Origin of the sequence: Streptomyces plumbidurans, from assembly GCF_019857225.1 — a bacterium.
In the GTDB taxonomy this organism is placed as follows: Bacteria; Actinomycetota; Actinomycetes; order Streptomycetales; family Streptomycetaceae; genus Streptomyces; species Streptomyces plumbidurans.
The window spans coordinates 150,085-172,457 of record NZ_JAFJSY010000016.1 but is presented as its reverse complement, the minus strand read 5'-3'; the positions used below and the strand labels follow the sequence as shown (position 1 = coordinate 172,457).

22 protein-coding genes are annotated in these 22,373 nt (G+C 70.9%); 10 read left to right on the top strand and 12 right to left on the bottom strand.

Going from position 1 to position 22,373, the window contains the following annotated elements:
• Positions 1–6: 6 nt before the first annotated feature.
• From paaC to JYK17_RS13720, 4 genes are all read left to right on the top strand, one after another.
• Positions 7–840: a 1,2-phenylacetyl-CoA epoxidase subunit PaaC gene (gene paaC / locus JYK17_RS13735; protein ID WP_128800993.1), complete on the top strand. Its 834-nt coding sequence runs from the start codon at positions 7–9 to the stop codon at positions 838–840.
• Complete coding sequence (gene paaD / locus JYK17_RS13730; RefSeq protein WP_128800992.1) at positions 834–1,349, top strand: 1,2-phenylacetyl-CoA epoxidase subunit PaaD; 516 nt, start codon at positions 834–836, stop codon at positions 1,347–1,349. The genes paaC and paaD overlap by 7 nt, the downstream gene beginning before the upstream one ends.
• Positions 1,349–2,467, top strand: coding sequence for a 1,2-phenylacetyl-CoA epoxidase subunit PaaE (paaE, locus tag JYK17_RS13725; RefSeq protein WP_128800991.1), 1,119 nt, complete (start codon positions 1,349–1,351; stop codon positions 2,465–2,467). The genes paaD and paaE overlap by 1 nt, the downstream gene beginning before the upstream one ends.
• A gap of 89 nt (positions 2,468–2,556) precedes the next feature.
• Entirely contained in the window at positions 2,557–3,327 is a 771-nt protein-coding gene (locus JYK17_RS13720) for a transglutaminase-like domain-containing protein (protein ID WP_222810461.1), read from the top strand.
• Between the two features lie 31 nt (positions 3,328–3,358).
• Here the strand turns inward: JYK17_RS13720 and JYK17_RS13715 are convergent, their stop codons facing one another.
• The 4 genes from JYK17_RS13715 to JYK17_RS13700 form a co-directional block, all read right to left on the bottom strand.
• Entirely contained in the window at positions 3,359–5,071 is a 1,713-nt protein-coding gene (locus JYK17_RS13715; protein ID WP_222810460.1) for a DEAD/DEAH box helicase, read from the bottom strand.
• 103 nt (positions 5,072–5,174) lie between these two features.
• Entirely contained in the window at positions 5,175–5,378 is a 204-nt protein-coding gene (locus JYK17_RS13710) for a cold-shock protein (protein ID WP_108014296.1), read from the bottom strand.
• A 155-nt stretch (positions 5,379–5,533) separates the two neighbouring features.
• Positions 5,534–6,373: a class I SAM-dependent methyltransferase gene (locus tag JYK17_RS13705; protein ID WP_222810459.1), complete on the bottom strand. Its 840-nt coding sequence runs from the start codon at positions 6,371–6,373 to the stop codon at positions 5,534–5,536.
• 13 nt (positions 6,374–6,386) lie between these two features.
• The gene (locus tag JYK17_RS13700) at positions 6,387–6,749 is read right to left on the bottom strand and encodes a DoxX family protein (RefSeq protein WP_108014294.1); all 363 of its coding nucleotides are present in this window, start codon (positions 6,747–6,749) and stop codon (positions 6,387–6,389) included.
• Between the two features lie 82 nt (positions 6,750–6,831).
• Here JYK17_RS13700 and JYK17_RS13695 point away from each other — a divergent pair, with 82 nt between their 5' ends.
• Entirely contained in the window at positions 6,832–7,686 is an 855-nt protein-coding gene (locus JYK17_RS13695) for a LysR family transcriptional regulator (RefSeq protein ID WP_108014293.1), read from the top strand.
• Positions 7,687–7,785: 99 nt separating this feature from the next.
• On the opposite strand, the gene JYK17_RS13690 is transcribed toward JYK17_RS13695, so the two are convergent.
• Complete coding sequence (locus JYK17_RS13690; RefSeq protein WP_108014292.1) at positions 7,786–8,175, bottom strand: winged helix-turn-helix transcriptional regulator; 390 nt, start codon at positions 8,173–8,175, stop codon at positions 7,786–7,788.
• A gap of 114 nt (positions 8,176–8,289) precedes the next feature.
• Here JYK17_RS13690 and JYK17_RS13685 point away from each other — a divergent pair, with 114 nt between their 5' ends.
• Positions 8,290–9,033 (top strand): alpha/beta fold hydrolase, encoded by a 744-nt coding sequence (locus tag JYK17_RS13685; RefSeq protein ID WP_222810458.1) that lies wholly within the window; start codon positions 8,290–8,292, stop codon positions 9,031–9,033.
• On the opposite strand, the gene JYK17_RS13680 is transcribed toward JYK17_RS13685, so the two are convergent.
• The 4 genes from JYK17_RS13680 to JYK17_RS13665 form a co-directional block, all read right to left on the bottom strand.
• Positions 9,023–9,922 (bottom strand): carbohydrate ABC transporter permease, encoded by a 900-nt coding sequence (locus tag JYK17_RS13680; RefSeq protein WP_108014290.1) that lies wholly within the window; start codon positions 9,920–9,922, stop codon positions 9,023–9,025. The two genes, JYK17_RS13685 and JYK17_RS13680, sit on opposite strands and share 11 nt — an antisense overlap.
• Positions 9,919–11,082, bottom strand: a complete 1,164-nt coding sequence (locus JYK17_RS13675) for a carbohydrate ABC transporter permease (protein ID WP_108014289.1) — start codon at positions 11,080–11,082, stop codon at positions 9,919–9,921. Before JYK17_RS13675 ends, JYK17_RS13680 begins: the two co-directional genes overlap by 4 nt.
• Positions 11,083–11,089: 7 nt before the next feature.
• Positions 11,090–12,334, bottom strand: a complete 1,245-nt coding sequence (locus JYK17_RS13670) for a sugar ABC transporter substrate-binding protein (protein ID WP_222810457.1) — start codon at positions 12,332–12,334, stop codon at positions 11,090–11,092.
• 85 nt (positions 12,335–12,419) lie between these two features.
• Positions 12,420–13,478 carry a LacI family DNA-binding transcriptional regulator gene (locus tag JYK17_RS13665; protein ID WP_108014287.1) on the bottom strand — a complete coding sequence of 353 codons (1,059 nt, stop codon included), beginning with the start codon at positions 13,476–13,478 and terminating at the stop codon, positions 12,420–12,422.
• A gap of 115 nt (positions 13,479–13,593) precedes the next feature.
• Between JYK17_RS13665 and JYK17_RS13660 the strand changes: the two genes are divergently transcribed.
• Positions 13,594–15,723 (top strand): amylo-alpha-1,6-glucosidase, encoded by a 2,130-nt coding sequence (locus JYK17_RS13660; protein WP_222810456.1) that lies wholly within the window; start codon positions 13,594–13,596, stop codon positions 15,721–15,723.
• Positions 15,724–15,761: 38 nt separating this feature from the next.
• On the opposite strand, the gene JYK17_RS13655 is transcribed toward JYK17_RS13660, so the two are convergent.
• From JYK17_RS13655 to JYK17_RS13645, 3 genes are read right to left on the bottom strand one after another with little or no spacing between them, the layout of a single operon-like run.
• Positions 15,762–17,123, bottom strand: a complete 1,362-nt coding sequence (locus JYK17_RS13655; RefSeq protein WP_108014285.1) for an MFS transporter — start codon at positions 17,121–17,123, stop codon at positions 15,762–15,764.
• A 1-nt stretch (position 17,124) separates the two neighbouring features.
• Complete coding sequence (locus JYK17_RS13650) at positions 17,125–18,066, bottom strand: amidohydrolase family protein (protein ID WP_108014284.1); 942 nt, start codon at positions 18,064–18,066, stop codon at positions 17,125–17,127.
• A 26-nt stretch (positions 18,067–18,092) separates the two neighbouring features.
• A complete protein-coding gene (locus tag JYK17_RS13645) occupies positions 18,093–19,118 on the bottom strand; it encodes an amidohydrolase family protein (RefSeq protein WP_108014283.1) in 1,026 nt (341 codons plus the stop codon).
• 175 nt (positions 19,119–19,293) lie between these two features.
• On the opposite strand from JYK17_RS13645, the gene JYK17_RS13640 reads away from it, so the two are divergent.
• The 3 genes from JYK17_RS13640 to JYK17_RS13630 are packed head-to-tail and all read left to right on the top strand — an operon-like array spanning position 19,294 to position 22,361.
• Positions 19,294–19,956 carry a response regulator transcription factor gene (locus JYK17_RS13640; RefSeq protein WP_108014282.1) on the top strand — a complete coding sequence of 221 codons (663 nt, stop codon included), beginning with the start codon at positions 19,294–19,296 and terminating at the stop codon, positions 19,954–19,956.
• Positions 19,957–19,959: 3 nt separating this feature from the next.
• Entirely contained in the window at positions 19,960–21,369 is a 1,410-nt protein-coding gene (locus JYK17_RS13635) for a sensor histidine kinase (RefSeq protein WP_108014281.1), read from the top strand.
• The gene (locus JYK17_RS13630) at positions 21,366–22,361 is read left to right on the top strand and encodes a TAXI family TRAP transporter solute-binding subunit (RefSeq protein ID WP_108014280.1); all 996 of its coding nucleotides are present in this window, start codon (positions 21,366–21,368) and stop codon (positions 22,359–22,361) included. Before JYK17_RS13635 ends, JYK17_RS13630 begins: the two co-directional genes overlap by 4 nt.
• The last annotated feature ends 12 nt before the right edge of the window (positions 22,362–22,373 follow it).

Genomic DNA, 22,373 nt, shown 5'->3' with positions numbered 1-22,373 from the left:
CTGGGCATGAGCGACGACCACGTCTACATGTCCCTCGCCGAGGGGCACGAGGACGGCGACGCCCGCTGGGCCTTCGGCACCGGCTTCGAGGACCCGCTGCACGGCATCAGCACGGCCGTCCCCGACGACGTCGACCGGGACGAACTGGCCGCGACCTGCCTGGCGTTGGGCGACGACGCGCTGGTCACCGCCCAGCGACTGGCCGAATGGACCACGCGCGCACCGGAGTTGGAGGAGGAGGTCGCCCTCGCCAACATCGGGCTCGACTACCTCGGCCAGGCGCGTCTGCTGTACGCCCGCTGCGGCCAGGTCGACGGCACCGGGCGCGGTGAGGACGCCTACGCGTACTTCCGCGACGCGGACGACTTCCGCAGCGTACGGCTGGCCGAACTGCCCAACGGGGACTTCGCGTTCTCCATGGCCCGGCTGCTGGTGTTCGCCTCCTGGCGCCTGGCCCACTTCGAGCAGCTCGCCGCGCACGCCGACCCGGTGCTGGCCGCCATCGCCGCCAAGGGCGTGAAGGAGATGACCTACCACCGGCAGTACGCGGCCGAGTGGGTCGTCCGCCTCGGCGACGGAACGGACGAGTCCCACCGGCGGATGCAGGCGGGCCTCGATCAAGTGGCCCCCCATCTCGGTGAGTTGTTCGCGGCCCACGACGCCCGTACGGCCGTTCTCGCCGTGCTGCGGCAGGTCACCGAGGCCGCGGGCCTGACCCTGCCGGACCTCCCGCGGACGCCGGACGGCAACGGACGCGAAGGCGACCACACCGGACACCTCGCCCCGCTCCTCGCGGAACTGCAGAGCGTGGCCCGCGCGCATCCGGAGGCGACATGGTGACCACGCTCACCGACGACCGGCGCGCCCGGCACATCGCCGAGCAGGTGCCCGACCCCGAGCTGCCCATGCTGACCCTCGCCGACCTCGGAGTGCTGCGGGACGTCACGCTGACCCCCGACGGCACGGTGGTCGCCGAACTCACCCCGACCTACTCCGGCTGCCCGGCCATGGCCGAGATGCGCGCCGGTGTCGCGGCCCGGCTGACGGACGCGGGCTACGAGCGCGTGGAGGTGCGTACGGTCCTGGATCCCCCGTGGTCCACGGACTGGATCACCGCCGAAGGCCGCCGCAAGCTCGCCGAGCACGGCATCGCACCGCCCGGACCGGCACCGCGCCCGTCGGCCGGACCGGTGCCGCTGGTCCTGTCCACCACCCGGCGCGCGGTCCCGTGCCCCCGCTGCGGTGCGACGGACACCGAGGAGACCTCCCGCTTCGGCGCCACCTCCTGCAAGGCGCTGTGGCGCTGCCGCGCCTGCCGGGAACCGTTCGAGTACGTCAAGGAGATCTGATGGAAGACCTGCCGGCATCCGGCACCGCCGCTCCCTCGCCGGTGCGGCGAGCCCGTCGTCGTCCGGCCTTCCATGCCCTGCGGGTCGCGGACGTGCAGCGGTTGTGCGAGGACGCGGTCGCGGTGAGCTTCGACGTCCCCACTGAACTGACCGAGGAGTTCGCCTTCGAGGCGGGCCAGTCGCTCACCCTGCGCCGCGAGATCGAGGGCCGGGACGAGCGGCGCTCGTACTCCATCTGCGCTCCGGCGGGCTCCCGGCCACGGATCGGGGTCCGGGTGGTGCCCGGGGGCCTGTTCTCCTCGTGGCTGGTGAACGACGTAAGGCCCGGCGACACCGTCGAGGTGATGGGCCCGGTCGGCGCCTTCACCCCCGACCTGACCACGCCGGGACACCATGTGCTCATCGCGGCCGGTTCGGGCGTCACGCCCATGGTCTCCATCGCCGAGTCCGTCCTCGCCGCCGACGACCACTCCCGCGTCACGCTGTTCTACGGCAACCGCCGCACCGACTCGGTGATGTTCGCCGACGAGCTCGCGGACCTGAAGGACCTGTATCCCTCCCGGTTCCAGCTCGCGCACGTGCTGTCCCGGGAACCGCGCGAGGCCGAGCTGCTCAGCGGCCGCCTGGACGCCGCCCGCCTGAGCGCGCTCATCGACGGCCTGGTCGACGTCTCCGAGGCCGACCACTGGTGGCTGTGCGGCCCCCACGGCATGGTCCTGGACGCCCAGAAGGTCCTGGCGGAGCTGGGGGTGCCCGAGGACCGGGTTCACCAGGAGCTGTTCTTCGCGGGCGAGGAGCCGTTCGCGCCGGTGCTGCACGAGGAGGGCAGGGCCGACGGTCCTGTCAGCCAGGTCACGGTCGTCCTGGACGGCCGCTCCACCACCTCCGCGCTCTCCCGCGAGTCCACCATCCTGGACGCCGCCTCCCGCGTACGCCCCGACCTCCCGTTCGCCTGCAAGGGCGGAGTCTGCGGCACCTGCCGGGCCCGCATCACCGACGGCGAGGCGGACATGCGCCGCAACTACGCGCTGGAGACCGCCGAGGTCGGCGCCGGTTACGTACTGACCTGCCAGTCGTTCCCCGTGTCGGAGGCGCTGACGGTCGACTACGACTCCTGACGTTCCGCAGCATTGTTGAACGTGTTCAAAACCTCTGTCATGATGCGTCGCACAGATGCACGGGAATCGCGTCGGCGAGAGGACCAGTCATGACGAGCTCGCTTCTCATGCCACGAGGCCGCGTCCGCGCGGGCGTGGACTCGCGGCAGGAGGCGGTGGGGGACACGGCGCCGACGCGGATCCTCGACTGGCAGCATCCGTACGTCACCTCGATGCGACGACGGGTCGGCATGACGGCGGACGTGGGGGACGCGGCGGATCGGGCGCGCCGGACAGCGGACCTGCGCCGGGCCCACCAGTGGATCGCCAAGGCCGTGCAACCGGTCTACTCGGTCCAGGACGAGCGGCCCGTCTCGCAGATACTGCGCCGCGGCCGCGGCTCGTGCAGCCAGCGGCTGGCCGTACTGGAAGCCGTCGCGCGGGCATCGGGAGTGCCGACGCGGGTGCGGGGGCTGCTGGTGGACGGCACGTTCTGGTACCCGCGCTTCCCGCGCCTGCACCAGCTCGTCCCGCACCAAGTGGTCCTGGCCTGGCCGGAGTTCCGGATCGACGCCACGTCCTGGCTGACGGTCTCCGAACTCTTCGGCGGACTCGACGAGTTGAGCGAGAGCGCCGGCGGCGGCTTCACGAACACCGGCAGCGAAACCCTCTTCGAGGCGCTGTCCCGCACCGCCATCGACTGGGACGGCACCACCCTCTGCCCGGCCACGGGCCCCGCCTGCGACCTCTCGGCCTACGTCCTGTCGGACCTCGGCCACTTCGACTCCCGCGACGCCCTCTTCACCCACCACGGCCAAACCCTCTGCCCCATGGCCCGCCTGATAGCCGAACCGGTAGTGGGCCACCGCGCCGCAAGCTGAACCTGCTTGCGGACGCGCGGCGCAGCGGGCTCTAGGTGGCGGAGGTCCGGCGTCCGCCGCCTCGGCGGTCGGAGCCTCGGCCGCCGGCCGCGCCGGCGCCGCCCGTGTTTCCTCCGGACGTGGCGCGTCGGCTCGAGCCGCGGGTGGCCTTGCCGGAGGCGCCGCCCGCTGCCGTGCCGTTCGTGGCCTGGCGCTCCGCGCCACGGCCACCTGCGCCGACGGCACCGCCCTTGGCTCCTGCGGACCTGGCCCGGCGGGTGGGAGTGCCGGTGGCTTCGCCCTTGGCTGTTGCACCCTCGGGGGATCGGCGGCCCGAGCCGCGGCTGCCCGTAGCGGGGGCCGCGGGGGTCCCTGTTCCGCTGCCGTTGCGGCGACGGGCGGATCGCCTGCTCGGGGTGGTACCCGGCTTGCGAGCGGGGCGGGACGTCTTCGGGGGCTCCTGCTGGGGGACCTCGATGGTGACGGCGACGCCGGACGGCTCGCGGGCGCCGGTGATGGTGGCCAGTTCCGTGTCGCTCGATGTGACGCGGGCCGTCCTGGGGCGGATGCCCGCGTCCGACATGAGCCGGGTCATGTCCCGCTTCTGCTCGGGCAGGACGAGCGTGACCACGCTGCCTGAGCCTCCGGCGCGGGCCGTGCGGCCGCCCCGGTGGAGGTAGTCCTTGTGGTCGGCGGGGGGATCGACGTTCACGACGAGGTCGAGATCGTCGATGTGTATGCCCCGGGCCGCCACGTTCGTCGCCACCAGCGCGGTGACCTGGCCGTTCTTGAACTGTTCCAGGGTGCGGTTGCGCTGCGGCTGGGAGCGTCCGCCGTGCAGCGCCGCCGCGCGCACGCCGACGGCCAGGAGCCGCTTGGCGAGCCGGTCGGCGGATCTCTTGGTGTCGAGGAAGAGGAGCACCCGGCCGTCTCGGGCCGCGATGCGTGTGGTGACGGCTTTCTTGTCGGTCTCGTCCAGCACGTGGAGCACATGGTGCTCCATGGTGGTCACCGCTCCCGCGGACGGATCCACGGAGTGCGCCACCGGATCGGTCAGGAACCGCTGCACGAGACGGTCGATGTTGCGGTCCAGGGTGGCCGAGAAGAGCATCCGCTGCCCGTCGGCCCGCACCTGCTGGATCAGCTTGGTGATCTGCGGCAGGAACCCCATGTCGGTCATCTGGTCGGCTTCGTCCAGCACCGTGATGCGTACGTCGCCGAGGACGCAGTCCCCGCGATCCACCAGGTCGTTGAGCCTGCCGGGGGTCGCCACGAGCACCTCGACGCCGCGCCGCAGCGCACCGGCCTGCTTGGTGATGGAAAGCCCGCCGACCACCGTGGCCAGCCGCAGGTTCACCGCCGTCGCGTACGGCGTCAGCGCGTCCGTCACCTGCTGCGCCAGTTCCCGGGTCGGCACCAGTACCAACGCGAGGGGCGCCCTGGGCTCGGCACGCAGTCCGGCCGTGCGGGCCAGCAGCGCCAGCCCGAACGCGAGGGTCTTGCCGGAACCGGTGCGCCCCCGGCCCAGCAGATCACGGCCGGCGAGCGAGTTGGGCAGGGTGGCTGCCTGGATCGGGAAGGGAGTGGTCACGCCCTGCGCGACCAGGGTCTTCAGCAGTCCCGCGGGCATGTCCATACCGGCGAAGTCCTCGACGGCGGGAAGTGCGGGCGTCGTACTTTCCGGCAGCCGGAATTCCCGTTGCGACGACGCGGACGGCTGGGGTGACGAGACGCGTCGGTTCGGCTTCTGGGACCTGCGGGACATGCGGTTGTCTGCCTTCCTGGAAACAGCGCAAACCTGGGAACAGCACAAACCGGGGTCCGCACCGTGACGGTGCGGACCCCGGTGAGCGGATACGCGTCCGCGATCAGGCGGGAACGATGTTCTCCGCCTGCGGGCCCTTCTGGCCCTGCGTGACGTCGAAGGACACCCGCTGGCCGTCCTGCAGCTCACGGAAGCCCTGGGAGGCGATGTTCGAGTAGTGGGCGAAGACGTCCGGGCCGCCGCCGTCCTGCTCGATGAATCCGAAACCCTTTTCGGAGTTGAACCACTTGACGGTTCCCTGTGCCATGACATTCTCCTTCTTATGGCAGAGGCCCCATCCGGAAATGCCGGAAACAAATAATGCGCCTGAAGGATAAACATTCCCGTCAGGCGCACATAGGTTCATGGGTACCACAACTGCAACGTGTGAAACCCTAGCACAATCCCGCCGACGATGCGTGGTCAGCGCTCTCCGGCCCGGAAAAGCGTGAGGTTGAACATCCCGTGCAGCAGCCGGTCGGCCAGAGGCAACAGCAGCCGGAAACGCAGGGGGAGTCCGGCACGGAACGCGCGAGGCGGCCGGGTGACGGAAGCCGCCTCCACCACGCTCATCCCCAGCTTCTCCAACGACCGCGGGTCCTCGCAGGACCAGGCCCACCGGGCCTCCATCTCCTTGCGGACCGCCTGCTCGTGCTGCTTCTCCAGCAGCCGCTGCGGATAGGTGTCCAGGGCCACCAGCGCGCCGGGGAACCGCTGTGCGATGCGGGTGAGCGCCCGGGCCGCCTCGTCCTCCGGGAGATAGACGAGTACGCCCTCGGCGACGAAGAAGTAGGGGCCGGGGCCTTCCTCCACCGTGCGCAGCCATTCCTCGTCCAGCACGGACGCCGCGACCGTACGGCGGCGCTCGCTGTCCGTGAAGTACCTCCGGCGCAGTGCGATCGTGTCCGGAAGATCGAGGTCGACCCAGTGCACCGTGCCGTTGTCCACCCGCTCGAACCGGGTGTTGAGCCCCGTGCCGATCTCGACGACCGTCCCCGCCGGATGCTCGGCGAGGAACGCCCGCACCCAGTGGTCGACGATCGCCGTGCGCAGAACCGTGATCGACGAACCGGGCCCGGGCCCGTACTTCTCCACGGGATAGTCGATCTCGTCGATCATCTCCACGGCCTTCGGATCCCGCAGCAACGGTCGCCTCTTGGCCGTCTCCCGGGCCCGCGCGGCCAAGGGGACGAACAGCGTTTCCTGTACGGCGCCGAGCTCCACCGGATGCTTCCCGCCGCTCGCGTTGCTGGTTCCAGGCATGGTGACCATTAGTTCACAGCCATGCCGTCGACAGCCAGGCGGTCACGGCAGCGGCGAGCAGGAGCGTGATGTTGAGGGCGATCTGCCGGTCCCCGCGGCGCGCGTGCACCCGGGTGGCGCCGATCTGCAGCACCACGAACCCGATGGCGGCGACCAGGGACAGCCAGGCCGCGATTTTGGTCAGGGGCGGGAGGATCAGCCCGATCGCGCCGAGCACCTCGATGACTCCGATGGCCCTGACGGCGGGCATCGGTGTGCTGTCCACCCAGGCCATCATCGGCAGGAGCTGCTCACGGCTCCGGACGACCTTCACGCCACCGCCGTAGAGGTAGAAGAGGGCGAGCAGGCCGGCGATGATCCAGTACGCGACGTTCATGACTCCCGATTGCACTGCCGCAGGGCCGCGGGTGTCCAAGACCCGTTCCGGGGCCCCGATACCGTACGGGTATCGTCGCTGTATGGAGCTACGTTCGCTGCGCTATTTCGTCGCGGTCGCCGAGGAACTCCATTTCGGCCGGGCCGCCGCCCGCCTCCATATGAGTCAGCCGCCGCTGAGCCGCGCGATCAAGCGGCTGGAGGCCGAGATCGGCGCCGCGCTGTTCGACCGGTCCGCCGCGGGAGTGGGGCTCACCCCGGTGGGGTCGGTGCTGCTCGACGAGGCGCGGGCGCTGCTCGACCACGCCGAGCGGGCACGCGTACGGGTCGCCGCTGCGGCCGGCGCCGCGACCCTCACGGTCGGCTTCCTGGGCGACAGCACCGACCCCGCGGCGACACGGCTGGCCGCCGCCTACCGCCGCCGGCACCCGCACGTGGAGGTCCGTATCCGCGAGACCGACCTGACGGATCCCCTGTGCGGTGTGCACGCGGGACTGGTCGACGTCGCCCTCACCCGCGGACCGTTCGACGAAACCGGCCTGACCGTAAGGGAGTTGCGTACCGACCCGGTGGGCGCGCTGCTGCGTGCGGACGATCCGCTGGCCCGCCGGGACGTGCTCGAACTCGCCGACCTGGCCGACCGGCGCTGGTTCGTCTTCCCCGAAGGCACCGATTCCCGTTGGCAGTTGTACTGGAACGGCGGGCAACCGCGCGAAGGCCCGGTCGTGCGCGCCGTCCAGGAGTGCCGGCAGTCGGTTCTCTGGAACGGCACGGTCGGCATGACGCTCCTGAGCCACCAACCGGCCCAGGGGCTCGTCGTGGTCCCGGTGGTCGACATGCCGCCCAGCCGCGCGGTGGTGGCATGGAAAGAGGGCGACACCGATCCGCTGATCCGCTCGTTCGTCGAGACCGCGAGCGCGGCCTACGGCTCCGGGTGATTTGAGCGGCGTCGCAATGTCCGCAGGGCCTCGACCGGGTGACGGTCTGTCAGGCTCAACTCGATGCCGGGATACGCCTGCGGGTCAAGATAGGAAATATCAATCCGGGACACGGTCGCGGGCATCGTATGTGGCGCGGGCGGCGTCGATGTGGGCCAGGTGCTCGATGCTCCACTTCAGCAGGGGCGCGGTGGCCTCGCGGAGCGTTCTGCCCATCGGAGTGAGTTCGTAACTGACGTGCGGCGGCATGACGTTGCGGACGGTCCGGGTGAGGATTCCGTCGCGTTCCAGACCGCGCAGGGTGACGGTGAGCATGCGCTGGCTGATGCCGTCGATGGCCCGCTTGAGTTCGGTGAAGCGGCGCGGGCCCTGGCTGAGGTTGCGTACGACGAGCAGGGACCACTTGTCCCCGACGATGTCGAGCACCTCGCGGGTCCGGCAGGCGTCCTGCTGCTCGCCGGATCCCGGCGCGCTCTCCGCTGTGCTCATGGTTACCTCCTGGGAACCGGGGCACCGAAAAGTGCCTTATTGATCTATGCGCGGCAGGTGCACCACGATGAGGACGGTTCTCAAAGAGTACCGAGGAAGGAAAGGTAACCGTCCATGTCGACGTATCTTCTGGTGCACGGAGCCTGGCACAGCGGCCGGTGCTGGGAGCGGGTCGTCCCGCTGCTGGAGTCGGCCGGGCACCGGGTGTTCGCACCGTCGCTGACCGGCTACGGCGAGCGGGCCCATCTGCTCGGCCCCGAGGTCGGACTCGACACGCATGTCGAGGACGTCGTCGCACTGATTGGCGAGCAGCAGCTGACCGATGTGGTCCTCGTGGGACACAGCTACGCGGGGCTGGTCATCTCGTCCGTGGCCAACGAGATCCCCGAGCGGATCGCGGAGCTGGTGTACCTCGACGCCATGTTCCCCCGGCACGGCGAGACGGCAGTCGACGTCCAGCCCATCACCCAGCAGCTGATCGATCTCGCCGCACAGTCCGACAGCGCATGGCGCATACCGCCGCTGCCCGAACGGCCCGCCCCCTTCGGTCTGTTCGGGGTCACTGACCCGGCGGACCTCGCATGGCTGCGCTCGATGCTCTCGGACCAGCCGGTGCGCTGCCTGCAGCAGCCGGTGCGGCTGGACAACCCGGCCGCCGACGCGATCCCGCGCACCCACATCCACTGCGTCGGCGGACAGCCGGAGGGCATCACCCGGCGGCCCGTACCGCCGGTACAGCCCAACGGCACACCGGCCCAGGTGTGGGAGCTGCCGACCGGGCACGACTGCATGATCACGATGCCGGCGGAGCTGAGCGACCTGCTGCTGAAGCTCGCCCCCGAACGGGCTATTCCTTGACCGCCCCGGCGTTGGCGCCTTGGACGAAGTAGCGCTGGAAGCAGAAGAACAGGGCGGCGACGGGGAGCGTGGCCAGGAGGGCCGCGGCCAGTTTCAGCGGGTACTGCGTGCCGCCGCCGAGACCACCGGAGACAAGGCGGGCTAGGCCGGTCGTGAGGGTCTCGTACCGACTGGACTGGGTGGCCACGAGGAAGTGCGTGAACTCGTTCCAGGAGCCCTGGAAGGAGAGCACGGTGAGGGTCAGCAGCGCGGGCCGGGCCATGGGCAGGACCACCGACCAGAAGATGCGGAAGACACCGGCGCCGTCGACCCGGGCGGCCTCTTCCACCTCACGCGGGATCGACTCGAAGAACTGCTTCATGATGAAGATCCCCGCCGCGTCGACCAGCAGCGGCAGGATCATGCCGGTGTAGGTGTCGAAGAGGCCGAAGGTGTTGAGGACCAGGAACTTGGGGATCAGCAGGGCCACTCCGGGCACCGCCATCACCGAGAGCACGAAGGCGAACAGCACGCCGCGGCCGCGGAAGCGCAGCCGGGCCAGGGCGTAGCCGGCCATCGAGTCGAACAGCACCCGCCCGGCGGTGACGACGACGGCGACGAAGGCGGAGTTGCCCAGCCAGCGCAGGAAGGGCACCCCCTCACCGGCCTGGCTGAGCCCGAACAGGCGCTGGTACGCGGCGGTCGTGGGCGTGGTCGGGATCAGGCCCAGCGGATGGGCGGCCGCGTCCGGGTCGGTCTTGAAGCCGGTGACCAGCTGGAGCACGAACGGCACCACGTAGAGCAGACCGAGGGCGATCACGGCCGCGTAGCCGAGGATGCGCAACGGCGGGGCGAAACGGCCGAGTACGGGGCGTCCCGGGCTCCGGACGGCCGAGTTCTGCGTGCTCATCGGCTCCTCCGGAAGCGGGGCGCGCGTTCGCGCAGCGCGAGGCGCTGCAGGGCGGTCATGGCGAGGATCAGGGCGAGCAGGATGAAGGCGATGGCCGCGCCCTGGCCGTAGTCGGCGTCGCCGAAGGCGCTGCTGTAGGAGAGGAAGGCCGGGGTGAGGGTCGTGTTGCCCGGGGCGCCCTGGCTCATGACGTAGACCTGGTCGAAGACCTGCCAGGTGGCGATCAGGCCGAGGGTGAGGACCAGGAAGAGGACGGGCCGCAGGGCGGGCAGGGTGACGTGGCGCAGCAGTTGGCGGCGGTTGACGCCCTCGATGGCCGCCGCCTCCTCCAGTTCGCGGGGGATGTCCTGCAGTGCGGCGAGGAAGATCAGCATGAAGGTGCCGGAGGTCGTCCAGACGGCGAGCAGGATGATGGTGCACATCGCGACCGACGGTCCGGACAGCCACTCGAACCAGGACAGCCCCATGAAGGAGTGGTCGGCGAGCACGCCCGAGGGGTGGCCGGTGTCGACCAGGCCGAGGCCGCCGAGGAGCAACGACAGGACGCCGCGAGGGTCGTTGAACCAGTTCGGGCCCTTCACCCCGACCCAGGACAGCGCGGTGTTGACGGCGCCGCTGCCCTGGAAGAGGAAGAGGAAGATCGTGGACACGGCGATGGAGCTGGTGACCGAGGGGAAGAAGAACGCGGTGCGCAGGATGCTCCGGCCGCGCAGCATCCGCTGGTTGACGATCAATGCCAGGGCCAGCGCGAGGATCGTCTGCAGGGGCACCGTCAGCAGGACGTAGTACAGGTTGTTGCGCAGGGCGGTCGCGAACAGGGTGCGGTCCAGGCCGTCTTGCGTGAGCAGGGCCCGGTAGTTGTCGAGCCCGACGAACTCGGTCTGTCCGTTGAACGGGTTGGACTGTCCGTCCCAGTGCAGCAGGCTCACCCACAGCGCCATCAGGATCGGCAGGACCAGGAACAGGCCGAGCACGATCACCATGGGGCTGACGAACAGCCAGCCCCAGCGGCCTTCGGCGCGACGCCCCACGCGCGGTGCGGACTTGGGGCGGGGCGTCGCGCCCGGGCCGGCGGCACCGGGCGCGTCAGGTGTGCCCGGCCGGCCGGCCGTCGAAGGGGCGCCGCCCGCCGTCACAGGGGTGGTGTCTTGGCGTGGCATCGGTGGTTCAGTCGCCCTTCGTGAGGGCCTGTTCGCCGTTGCGCTGGAGGTCGGCGAGGATCTTCTCGGGGTCGGTGCCGGCGAGTGCCGCGAGGTCGGTGTTGAACTGGGTGAGGACCTTGTCGAACCCGGCCACGGTCACCGGGCCCTGCGCGTAGGCGCCGGCGTCGACCCAGGCCTTGGCGGCGGGGTTCTTCGCCGCGTACTCCGCGAGGGCGCTGGTCCGGGACGGCATCACCCCGAACGCGGCGGCGTTCTTGACCTGTTGGGCACGGGTGGTGAGGTGTTCGATCAGGTCCACGGCGGCCTTGTGGTGCGCGCTGTCCTCGGCCACGCCCCAGCACTGGCTGAAGGCGAGCGTGCCCTTGCCCGCGGGACCCGCCGGCAGCGGGACCACGGCGTACTTCACCTTCGGGTAGTCCGCCTGCATGCCCCCGGCGAGCCAGTTGCCCTCGATGGTCATGGCGGCCTTGCCCTTGCCCAGGGCCTCACCGCCCCAGTTGGTGTCGACCTGGGTGGCGTACTTCATGGAGCCCGACTTCAGCAGCGAGCGCACATAGGTGAGGGCCTCGGTGTTCTGCTTGCTGTCGGCGGTCATCTTCGTCTGGTCGCCGTTGGTGATCCAGCCGCCGGCCTCCTTCATGAAGACACCGACGCGCGCGTACTCACCGTTGACGACCAGCCCGGTGACACCGCCCTTCGTCAACTTCGTCGCCACCGACTTCAGTTGGGCCCACGTGGTCGGATAGTCCGCGGCGGTCAGCCCGGCCTTCTTCCACAGATCCGAGTTGATGGCGAGGGCGAGGGTGGAGGTGTCCTTGGGCAGGCACACCAGCTTGCCGTCGTAGGTGAAGGAGGTACGCAGCTGGGCGGCGAAGTCGTCGGTGTCCTTGACCTGGTCGCCGTAGGGGTAGAGGGAGTCGGCCTTGGCGTAGTTGGCGAACTGGTCCGAGTTGACGTAGAACGCGTCCGGCGGTTTGTGCCCCGCGAACGACTGGGCGAGCTGCTGGTTGATGTCCTTGGCGACGTCCACGGTCACGGTGTTGCCGGACTGTTTGGCCCAGGCGGTCGCCGCCTCCCTGACGGCCTTCGTCTCCGCGTCTCCCGAAGAGGCGATCAGAACGGTCAGATGCTGCTTCGCATCGGAGTCCTGGGCCGTCTTCTGATCACTGCCGAAACTCGACGAGCAGCCGGTGGCGGTCAGGAGCGCCGCGGTGGTGACGAGGGCGGCGGCAGCCGTGCGGTGGGGCATGGAATCCTCCGAGGATTCGGGGAGTGCGGTACGTGAGGCCTGTTCACGGGCGCGGCGGGCGGGGGACCGCCGCTCAGGGGGGCGCCTATCGGGCTGCGCCGTGCGGTGCGGCTGCGGTGCTGTCGCGTACGACCAGGGACGGTTCGAGCAGAAGCCGCTCGGGCGGTGCGTCGGGGGAGGCGATACGGTCCAGCAGCAGCCGTACGCACTCCCGGCCGACCTCCTCCAGCGGCTGGGCGAGGGACGTCAGGGTGGGTGAGAGGAGCTCGGCGGCGGGCGAGTCGTCGAAGCCGACGACACTGACGTCGCGGCCCGGCAGGGCGCCTCGCTCCCGCAGCATCTGATAGCAGCCGAGAGCCAGCATGTCGCTCGCGGCGATGACGGCGGTCGCCCCCGCGTCCAGCAGGGGCTTGACGGCCATGCGGGCCGCGTCGGTGTCGTTGACGCTCTGTCCGCGCCGCCCGCGGGTGGACAGGCCGTGCCGGCGCATCGCGCGCTGCCAGCCCTCGGCGCGGTCGTCACCGGCGCCGGAGACGCCGCGCTCCCAGCCGAGGAAGGCGATCTTGCGATGGCCCCGGGCGACCAGATGCTCCACGGCGGCGTCCGTGCCGGAGGCGCCGTCGACGTCGACCCAGTCGCCGATCTGCCGTCCCGACCACATCCGGCCGAAGCCGACGAAGGGCACACCCCGCTTGGTCAGCCAGGCCTGACGCGGATCACCCCGCTCGGTGCCGCTGAGCACGAAGCCGTCGACCTCGTGCTGGCCCAGCAACTCCTCGTAGCCGTCCAGGGCCGGGCCGCCGGACGGGGAGGCGAACAGCAGGATGCGGTAGCCGGCCTCGTCGGCCGCCTGGGAGAGCGCGTGCAGGAAGCGGTCGAGCACCGGGCTGCTCGACAGCGCGGGCTGGATGCCGTAGCCGATCAGTCTGCTGGAGCGGGTGCGCAGGGTCTGGGCGGCGCGGCTCGGGCGGTACCCCATCTCGTCGATCGCCCTGCGCACCCGCTCCAGGGTCTCGGGCCGAAGCATGTCAGGGGAGTTGATCGCGTTCGAGACGGTCTGTGCGGAGACCCCGGCCCGGCGGGCGACCTGGGTGAGCGTCACCGGACCGCCCTTGGCGGCGGACGGGTTGCTGGAGCGAGGCATACGGTCTCCGGCGTTCACTTGCAGCGGTGGTTTTAGCGTTCCAAAAGCATTGCGAGCGCTCTGACAAGTCACTTAATGTCTTTGGAACGTTCGAATGCTGAGAGGTTCTACTCCTTTGGACTCCACTGTCAAGCCCCAGGACACCGACGCCTCGACGGCCACGGCGGGCTCCGCGGCCGAGGGCCTGCAGCCGTTCCTGCACGACGCGGTGGTCACGCTGCATGCGCCGAGCCTTGCGATCTCGTCTGCGGACGGGCAGTTCAGAGGGGGTGTGGACGGCTTCTACCACGGAGACCGCAGAGCACTGTCCGAACTCACCGTCGCCGTCGAGGACATCGCTCTCGCACCCGTGCAGGGCGCGTTGAGCGGTGCGGACCGGGCGGACTTCAGGGCGGTCCTGCGCGGCCTCGGCGAGACGAGCCCGGATCCGGCGGTCGCCCTGCACCGGCGCCGGGTGACGGGGGCCGGACGGATGGAGGAGGTCGTCGAGATCACCAACTCCGGTGTCCGGCACGTCGGTCTCCGGCTGACGGTGACCGCCGGAACGGACCTCGCCGCCATGGAGCAGGTGAAGTCCGGGCGGCCCCCGCGGGTGCTGACGCCGCAGGCCCCCGACACCGACCGCATCAAACTCTCCTGGGCGGCCGAGGACTTCACCGTCCAGCTGACCAGCGAACCCGCACCGGACGCGGTTCATCTGCCGGCGGGACGGCTGTCGTACGACATCGACCTGCCGCCGGGCACCTCGTGGAGCGTGACGCTCCGCTGCGCCGCGGCTTATGCGGACGGCGATCGGTTCCCCGCCCCGCCCGACAATCAACTCCCTTGGCGCACACCCGCGTTGCGCAGCGCGGATCGCGTACTCGACCGGTGGCTGACCCGGTCGCTGGCCGACCTTGACCGGCTGCGCCTGACCGATCCCCGCTCGCCCGACGCGGAGCGCCCGGACACCTTTCTGGCCGCCGGTGCGCCCTGGTTCCTGACGCTCTTCGGCCGCGACTCGCTCTGGGCCGCCCGCATGCTGCTCCCGCTCGGCACCGATCTCGCCGCGGGAACCCTGCGCACGCTCGCCCGCCGCCAGGGCGCCGCGACCGACCCGGTCACGGAGGAGCAGCCGGGCAAGATCCTGCACGAAGTGCGCCGGGAAACCCTGAAGTCGGGGGACCGCCTCGCGCTGCCGCCCGTGTACTACGGCAGCGTCGACGCGACCCCCCTGTGGATCACCCTCCTGCACGACGCCTGGCGCTGGGGCCTCGACCCCCGGGAGGTCGAGGCGCTGCTGCCGCACGCCGAGGCGGCGCTCGATTGGATGCGCACCCAGGCCGACGCGAGCGGCGACGGCTTCCTCAAATACGTCGACCACAGTGGCCGCGGCCTGTCCAACCAGGGCTGGAAGGACTCCTACGACTCCATCCGCTACCGCGACGGCCGACTCGCCGCCGCCCCGATCGCCCTGTGCGAAGTGCAGGCGTACGCCTGCGAAGCGGCCCGCGGCGGGGCCGCGTTGCTGCGTGCCTTCGGCCGGCCCGGGGGCGATGCGTGGGAGGAGTGGGCGGAGCGACTGGCCGAGCGGTTCCGCAAGCGCTTCTGGGTGGAGGACGAGCACGGCCCCTACCCCGCAGTCGCCCTGGACGGCGACGGCCGCCCGGCGGACGCGGTGACCTCGGGCTTCGGTCATCTTCTCGGCACCGGACTGCTCGACGCCGACGAGAGCGCCTTGCTGGCCGCCCGGTTGACCCGCCCCGACCTCGACGCGGGCCACGGCCTGCGCACGCTGAGCGGCGACGCGGTCGGCTTCAACCCCTTCGGCTACCACACGGGTTCCATCTGGCCGCACGACACCGCCATCGCCGTGCACGGCCTGGTCAGATCCGGGTTCCCGGATGCCGCCGCCTCCCTGGCGCAGGGACTGCTGACCGCGTCGGTCGCCTTCGACTCCCGTCTTCCCGAACTGTTCGCCGGGCACGGCGGCGAGAGGGGTTCACGGCCCGCGCCCTACCCGGCGTCCTGCCGCCCGCAGGCCTGGGCGGCCGCCTCCTCCGTCCTCGTACTCCGGTCCGCCCTCGGCCTCGACGCGGACGTCCCCGCCGGAACGGTCACGGTGGCGCCCGCCTTCGCCTCCGCCTACGCACCCCTGACGGTGACACAACTCCAGCTCGGGCAGGGTCGGTTGGACGTCTCGGTCGCAGTTGACGGGATGGTGGACGTGAGCGCGCCGGAGGGGCTGAGCGTGGTCACGCGATGAAAGCCGGTCCGCCACCGAAGCCTCAACGCACCGCGTCGCTACGGCACTTGCACGACCTCCTGGTCCGCCTTCCGCGTGACCCCGCGCGCCTGGCGGGTCAGGGGACCGAAGACGGCCAGGGCCACGGCGCCGAACAGCCATGTTCCGGCGATGAAGTAGAAGACGCTGTGATATCCGTGGTTCTGGTAGAGGCCCGCGACGATCAGGGGACCGGCGGCGTTCGACAGCCGGCCCAGGCCGTAGGACATGCCGGTGCCCAGCGATCGGCCGCGGGTGTCGAAGAGTTCGGGGGAGTAGGCGTAGGCGAGGGCGGTGTAGCCGCGCTCGAACATGTTGACCAGGAAGCCGAAGACGACGATCAGGACCGGGTTGAACGTTAGCCCGTACAGCAGGCCGCACAGGGCGATGACGATGCCGAACGCGGCCAGGCACCACTTGCGTTCGAAGCGGTCGGTGACCAGCGCCGCCAGATACGAGCCCAGCGGCGCGCCGACCGTGGTGAGCGCGACGTAGAAGACGGACTTCTGGACGCTGAAGCCCTCCTTGGCCAGCAGGGTGGGCGCCCAGCTGGAGTAGCCGAAGAAGCCGACGGTCTGGGTGACCCACAGCACGGTGAGCAGCAGGGTCGGGAAGAGGTACTTCTTCTGCAGCAGAAGCTTCAACGGGGCGCGGGTCGTGGGTGCTTCGTCCACGGGGGGTTCCGGCTCGGGCAGGGGCCCCTTCTCCGCGGCCACGCTCGTCTCGATCTCCCGCAGCACCTCGTCCGCCTTGGCGTACTCGCCGCGGCTCTCGAACCAGCGCGGGGACTCCTTCAGCCGCCGGGTGAACACGACGAGCAGGATGCCCAGGGCTCCCCACAGGTAGATCAGCCGCCACGACCAGTCGTTGAGCGGCACGACCGCGCTCGCGACGAGATTGGTGGCCGGGGTGCCGCAGATGCCGATGACGATGGCGTACGCCTGGAACTTGCCGCGTACGGCAGCGGGGTAGAGCTCGTTGACGTAGATGACGGCGACGACGGTCATCGCGGCCAGGCCCGCCGAGGTCAGCACGCGGAACACGCCGAGCGAGACGATGTCCCAGGAGAACACCGACGCGAACGAGAAGACGCCGAACCACAACGTGGTCACCATCAGGGCGCGTTTGCGGCCCCACCGGTCGGCCATGGTGCTCGCGACGATCGACCCGAGGAACATGCCGACGAAGGACATCGAGGTGACGTAGGCGACCTGGTCGATCGTCACGCCCCACAGCTTGATCAGTTTGGGCGCAGTGGTGGCGAAGGTGTTGATGTCGGCGAACTCGAAGAAGTACGCGAAGGACACGGCGAGCAGCGTGACCTTGTGGAAGCGGCCGATGGGCAGCCGGTTCAGTCTGTTGAGGGCGTTGGAGTGCTGCATCTCAGGCCACCTCCGTGGTGGGTTCGCCGGGCCAGTACAGGCGCATCGGGTTGTCGACGAGCAGCCCGCGCCGCTGTTCGGGGGTGACGGCGATCTGCGGCACCTGGTCGACCAGGAGCCCGTCGTCGGGCATGTGGTCGGTGAGATTGGGATGGGGCCAGTCCGTGCCCCAGAGCACGCGGTCGGGGAACTCCTCGACGACGCGGCGGGCGAAGGGTACGACGTCGGCGTAGGGGTGCCGTTCGCCGTCCAGGGCGGCGGGGCCCGTCACGCTCAGGCGCTCGGGGCAGGTCACCTTCACCCAGACGTCGTTCGCGGCGACGAAGCGCAGGAACCGGGAGAACTCCGGTCCGCCCACGGGCCGGGTCACATCGGGCCGGCCCATGTGGTCCACCACCAGCGGCGTGGGCAGCGAACCGAAGAAGTCCTCCAGGTCGGGCAGGTCGGCACTCTCGAAGTACAGGACGATGTGCCAGCCCAGCGGGGCGATCTTCTTCGCGATCAGGCTCAGCGCGTCCTCGGGCGAGGCGTCGACCAGCCGTCGTACGAAGTTGAAGCGCACGCCTCGTACGCCCGCGTCGTGCAGGTCCAGCAGTTCGCGCTCACCGACGTCCGGGCGGACGGTGGCGATGCCGCGGGCCCGGCCGTTCGACGCCTGGAGGGCGTCGACCATGGCGGAGTTGTCGGCGCCGTGACAGGTGGCCTGCACGATGACGTTGCGGGCGATGCCCAAGTGGTCGCGGAGCGTGAACAGTTGCTCCTTGCTCGCGTCGCAGGGCGTGTACTTGCGTTCCGGAGCGAAGGGGAAGGCGGCCTGCGGGCCGAAGATGTGGCAGTGGGTGTCGACCGTGCCGGGCGGCAGCGCGAACACCGGCGAGGACGGGTCGGCGTACCAGTCCAACCAGCCTTCGGTCACGGGGGAGTTGGGGACAGCGGTGGGCACGGGTTTCTCCTTCGGGGGTGGGAAGGTCAGCGGCCCTGGCGCTTGAGCAGGGCGTCCAGACGCGGGTACACGGCGCGCGCGTTGCGTTCCTGGACCGCGGCCAGCGCGTCCGCGCTCAGCCCGGCCTGCTCGACGTAGCGGCGGGTGTCGTCGAAGTGATGGCCGCTGCACGGGTCGATGTCGCGGACGGCGCCGATCATCTCCGAGGCGAACAGGACGTTGCGGGTGGGGACGACGCCGAGCAGGAGGTCGATGCCGGGCTGGTGGTAGACGCAGGTGTCGAAGAAGACGTTGCCGAGGACGTGCTGCTCCAACTCCGGTTTGCCGAGCGCCATCGCGAGCCCGCGGAAGCGGCCCCAGTGGTAGGGCACCGCGCCACCGCCGTGCGGGATGATCAGCCGCAGGGTCGGGAAGTCGGCGAACAGATCGCCCTGCACCAGCTGCATGAACGCCGTGGTGTCGGCGTTGAGGTAGTGCGCGCCGGTGGTGTGGAAGGCCGGGTTGACGCTGGTGCTGACGTGCACCATGGCCGGGACGTCGTACTCGACCAGCTTCTCGTAGAGGGGATACCAGGAGTGGTCCGTGAGCGGCGGGGCGCTCCAGCGCCCGCCGGAGGGATCGGGGTTGAGGTTCACCGCGACCGCGCCGAACTCCTCGACGCAGCGCGTGAGTTCGGGCAGGCAGGTGGCGATGTCGACGCCGGGTGACTGCGGCAGCATCGCGGCCGGGGCGAACCGCTCGGGGTACAACAGGCTGACGCGGTGACAGAGTTCGTTGCAGATGGCCGCCCACTCGGCGGACGTCTCGAAGCCGCCGATGTGGTGCGCCATGAAGGAGGCGCGCGGCGAGAAGACCGTGATGTCGATGCCGCGCTCGTCCATCAGCCGCAGCTGGTTCGCCTCGATCGTCTCGCGCAGCTCGTCGTCACCGATGCGCAGGTCCGCGCGGGCGGGGGCGGCGGCCGGGTCGGCGAGCGAGGCGATCTGCCGCTCCCGCCAGGCCGCCAGGGCCGGGGGAGCGGTCGTGTAGTGGCCGTGGCAGTCGATGATCATTGCTGCATCCGTTCGCGGTCCGGTACGTCGGCATGGACGGCTGCAGACTCACTCCGCGCCGGACAGGCCGAAAGGCGCCCCGGCGCGGAACTAACGTGCCCTTAACATTCGCGACCCCCTCCTGACCTCGTGGTCTACATTCGGGGCCACGACCACAGGCGAAAGGAGGTGGCGTATGCAGCTGCTGCTGGCCGAGGACGACGACGGGGTGGCCGCAGCCCTCGTGGAGGTCCTCTACGACCACGGTCACGACACCCGCCGGGTCGGACTCGGCAAGGACGTCATGACCTACCACCGAAGCGCCGACCTTCTGCTGCTCGACCTGGGTCTGCCCGACATCGACGGCCTGGAGGTGCTGCGCGGACTGCGTGCGGTGAGCGATCTGCCCGTGGTGATCCTCACGGCGCGCGGCGACGAACGCTCGGTGGTGCGCGGGCTGCGGCTGGGGGCCGACGACTACCTGGTCAAACCGGTACGGCTGACCGAGCTGCTCGCCCGTATCGACGCCGTCACCCGGCGGATCCGGGCCCAGGGTGCCAAGCCCGGTGTACGGGCCGTCCGCACCGACGACGTCGAGATCGACCTCGACGCCCGGCGCGTCCGGGTCGCCGGGACCGAGGTCGAGCTGACCGCCAAGGAGTTCGACGTCCTCGCCGTGCTGGCGCGCCGGGCGGGCACCGCGGTCAGCCGCGAGCAGCTCCTCGACGAGGTGTGGGGCGACGCCCGCCACACCACCTCCCGCTCCCTCGACGTCCACCTCACCCAGCTGCGCGCCAAGCTGGGACGGCCCGAGCTGCTGACCACGATCCGCGGCTTCGGCTACCGCTTCGGGGACTGAGGCGTGCGTACCCGCGTCCAGGCCGTGCTGCTGCTGTTCGGGATCCTCGCGGCGGCCGCCTTCGCCGTCCCGCTGCTGCTGTTCACCGCCTCGGACCGCACCCAGCAGCTCGTGCTCGCCCGCAGCGCCGACCTCGACCGCTTCGCCTCCCTCATGGACCAGGCGACGCGGACCGGCGACACCTCCCAGGTCGTCGCCGAGGCCCGCCGCTACACCCAGCTGTACGGGGAAGCACTCGTCGTGACCGACATCCGCGGACGCCACGGCCCTGTCGTACAGACCGGCGGCATGCGGGCCGATCAGCCCGGCGTCGCCCAGCTGATCGACGCGGCGCTGCGCAACCAGAGCGCCCGCCCCGCGGCGGCGCTGCGCCCCTGGTCGCGGGGGCACCGGACGTTCGCCGCGCCCGCCGGGACCGGAACCCAGGTCACCGGCGCCGTCGTCCTGCGCGCCTCGGTCACGACCGCCGCCGCCGACATCACCAGACGCTGGGCCGCTGTCCTCGCCGGGACGGCGCTGGTCGCGCTGGCCTGCACGGCGCTGGCCCGCGTCGCGACCCGCTGGGTGGTCAGCCCGCTGCGCCGCCTCGACCGGGCCGTCGGACAGCTCGCCGCGGGCCTGCCACCGGAACAGACCCGCGCCTCGGGCCCGCCCGAGCTGCGCCAGCTGGCCACGGGCTTCAACCGCATGGCGCGCACGGTGATCGCCGCCCTGGAACAGCAGGGCCGGCTCGTCGCCGACACCTCCCACCAGATGCGCAACCCCATGGCGGCGCTACGGCTGCGGGTGGACGCCCTGCACACCCACCTGCCGCCGTCGGCCGAGCGCACCTACACCGGAGTCACCACCGAGCTCGACCGCCTGGAGACGCTCCTGGACGACATGCTCGCCCTCGCGACCGCCGAGCACCGGGCCGGGGAGCTGACGGTGACCGACGACGCGGACGCCCGCTGCGACGCCGCCGAGGTCGCCCTGGCTCGGCACCGGCTGTGGCAGCCCGTCGCCGACCGGGCCGGAATCCGCCTCACCACCGACGCCGACGGCCCCGTACCCGCCCTGTGCACGGAGCGTGAGCTGGCCCAGGTGGCGGACATCCTCCTGGACAACGCCATCAAATACGCGGGTCAGGGCGCCGAGATCACCCTGTCCTGCACCGCCGAAGGCGGCTGGGCGCGGCTCACCGTGACCGACACCGGGTCCGGCCTGACGGCCGAGGAACTGACCCTGGCCACGGAGAGGTTCTGGCGCTCGGCCCGGCAGAGCGGCACGACCGGCACGGGCCTGGGACTGGCGATCGCCCAGCAGTTGCTCGCGGGCCGCGGAGGCCGGCTGGAGCTGGGGCAGGCGCGGCCGCACGGGCTGCGGGTCACGGCGTTCGTGCCGCGCGCCGCAGGCGACGGCGGTGCGCGATGACCGGGCCCCTCCTCGACCGCCGTACCGCGATGCGCACCGCCGCAGGCGTGGCGGCCGCGGCGGCCCTCGGCGGCCTGCTCGTCGGCGACGCCTCACGGCAGGGCACCGGCCCGAGCGGCATACTGCGCCTTGCGACCGGCGAGCCCACGGCGTTCTACGCGGCCTTCGGACGCCTCCTCGCCGACGAGATCGAAGCGGCCTACCCGGATCTGCACTGCCGTATCCGCACCACCGCGGGCAGCGTCACCAATCTGAAACTGCTGCGCGACGGCCACGTCGATCTCGCACTCGTGCTCACCGACACCGCGCGCGAGGCCCAGGGCACCTCGCTCTTCCCGCGCCCGGTACCGCTGCGGGCGATCGGCAGGCCGTACGAGACCTACCTCCAGTTCGCGGTCCGCGAGGACTCCTCCGTGGTCAGCGTGTCGGGCCTGGCCGGGCACACCGTCTCCCTCGGCGCCGTCGGTTCGGGGGCGGCCCTGCTCGGCGAACGGCTGCTGCGCGCCGCGGGCCTGAAGCCGGGCATCGATGTTCCCGTACGCCATCTGCGGCTGGCCGCCGCGGCCGACGCCGTCCGAGCCGGTACGGTCGAGGGTCTCCTGGTGGCGGGCGGTGTCCCGCTGCCCACCCTCACGGCCCTCGACAAGAACCCCGGCCTGCGCTTTCTGCCGCTGACCGACCTGCTGCCCCGCCGCGGCCACGACGAGGGCCTGGCCGCCGCCGGCCTGGAAGAAGTGACGTTCCCCGAGAGCGCCTACAAGCGGGCAGGCGGAGTCGCCACAGTCGGAGTCTCCAACCTCCTCGTGTGCCGCCCCGACCTGAACGTCCAGGTCGCCGAGGCCGTCACACGGCTGCTGGTGCTGCGCGCGAGCGAGCTCGTGCCGGGCAGTGCGGTCGGGGCCCAGTTCCTGGACGTGCGCAGTCTGATCGGTACGGGGAGTGTGGCGTTGCATCCGGGGGCGGTGCGGGCGTATCGGGCGTTGCATGGGTAACCGCGTGTCACG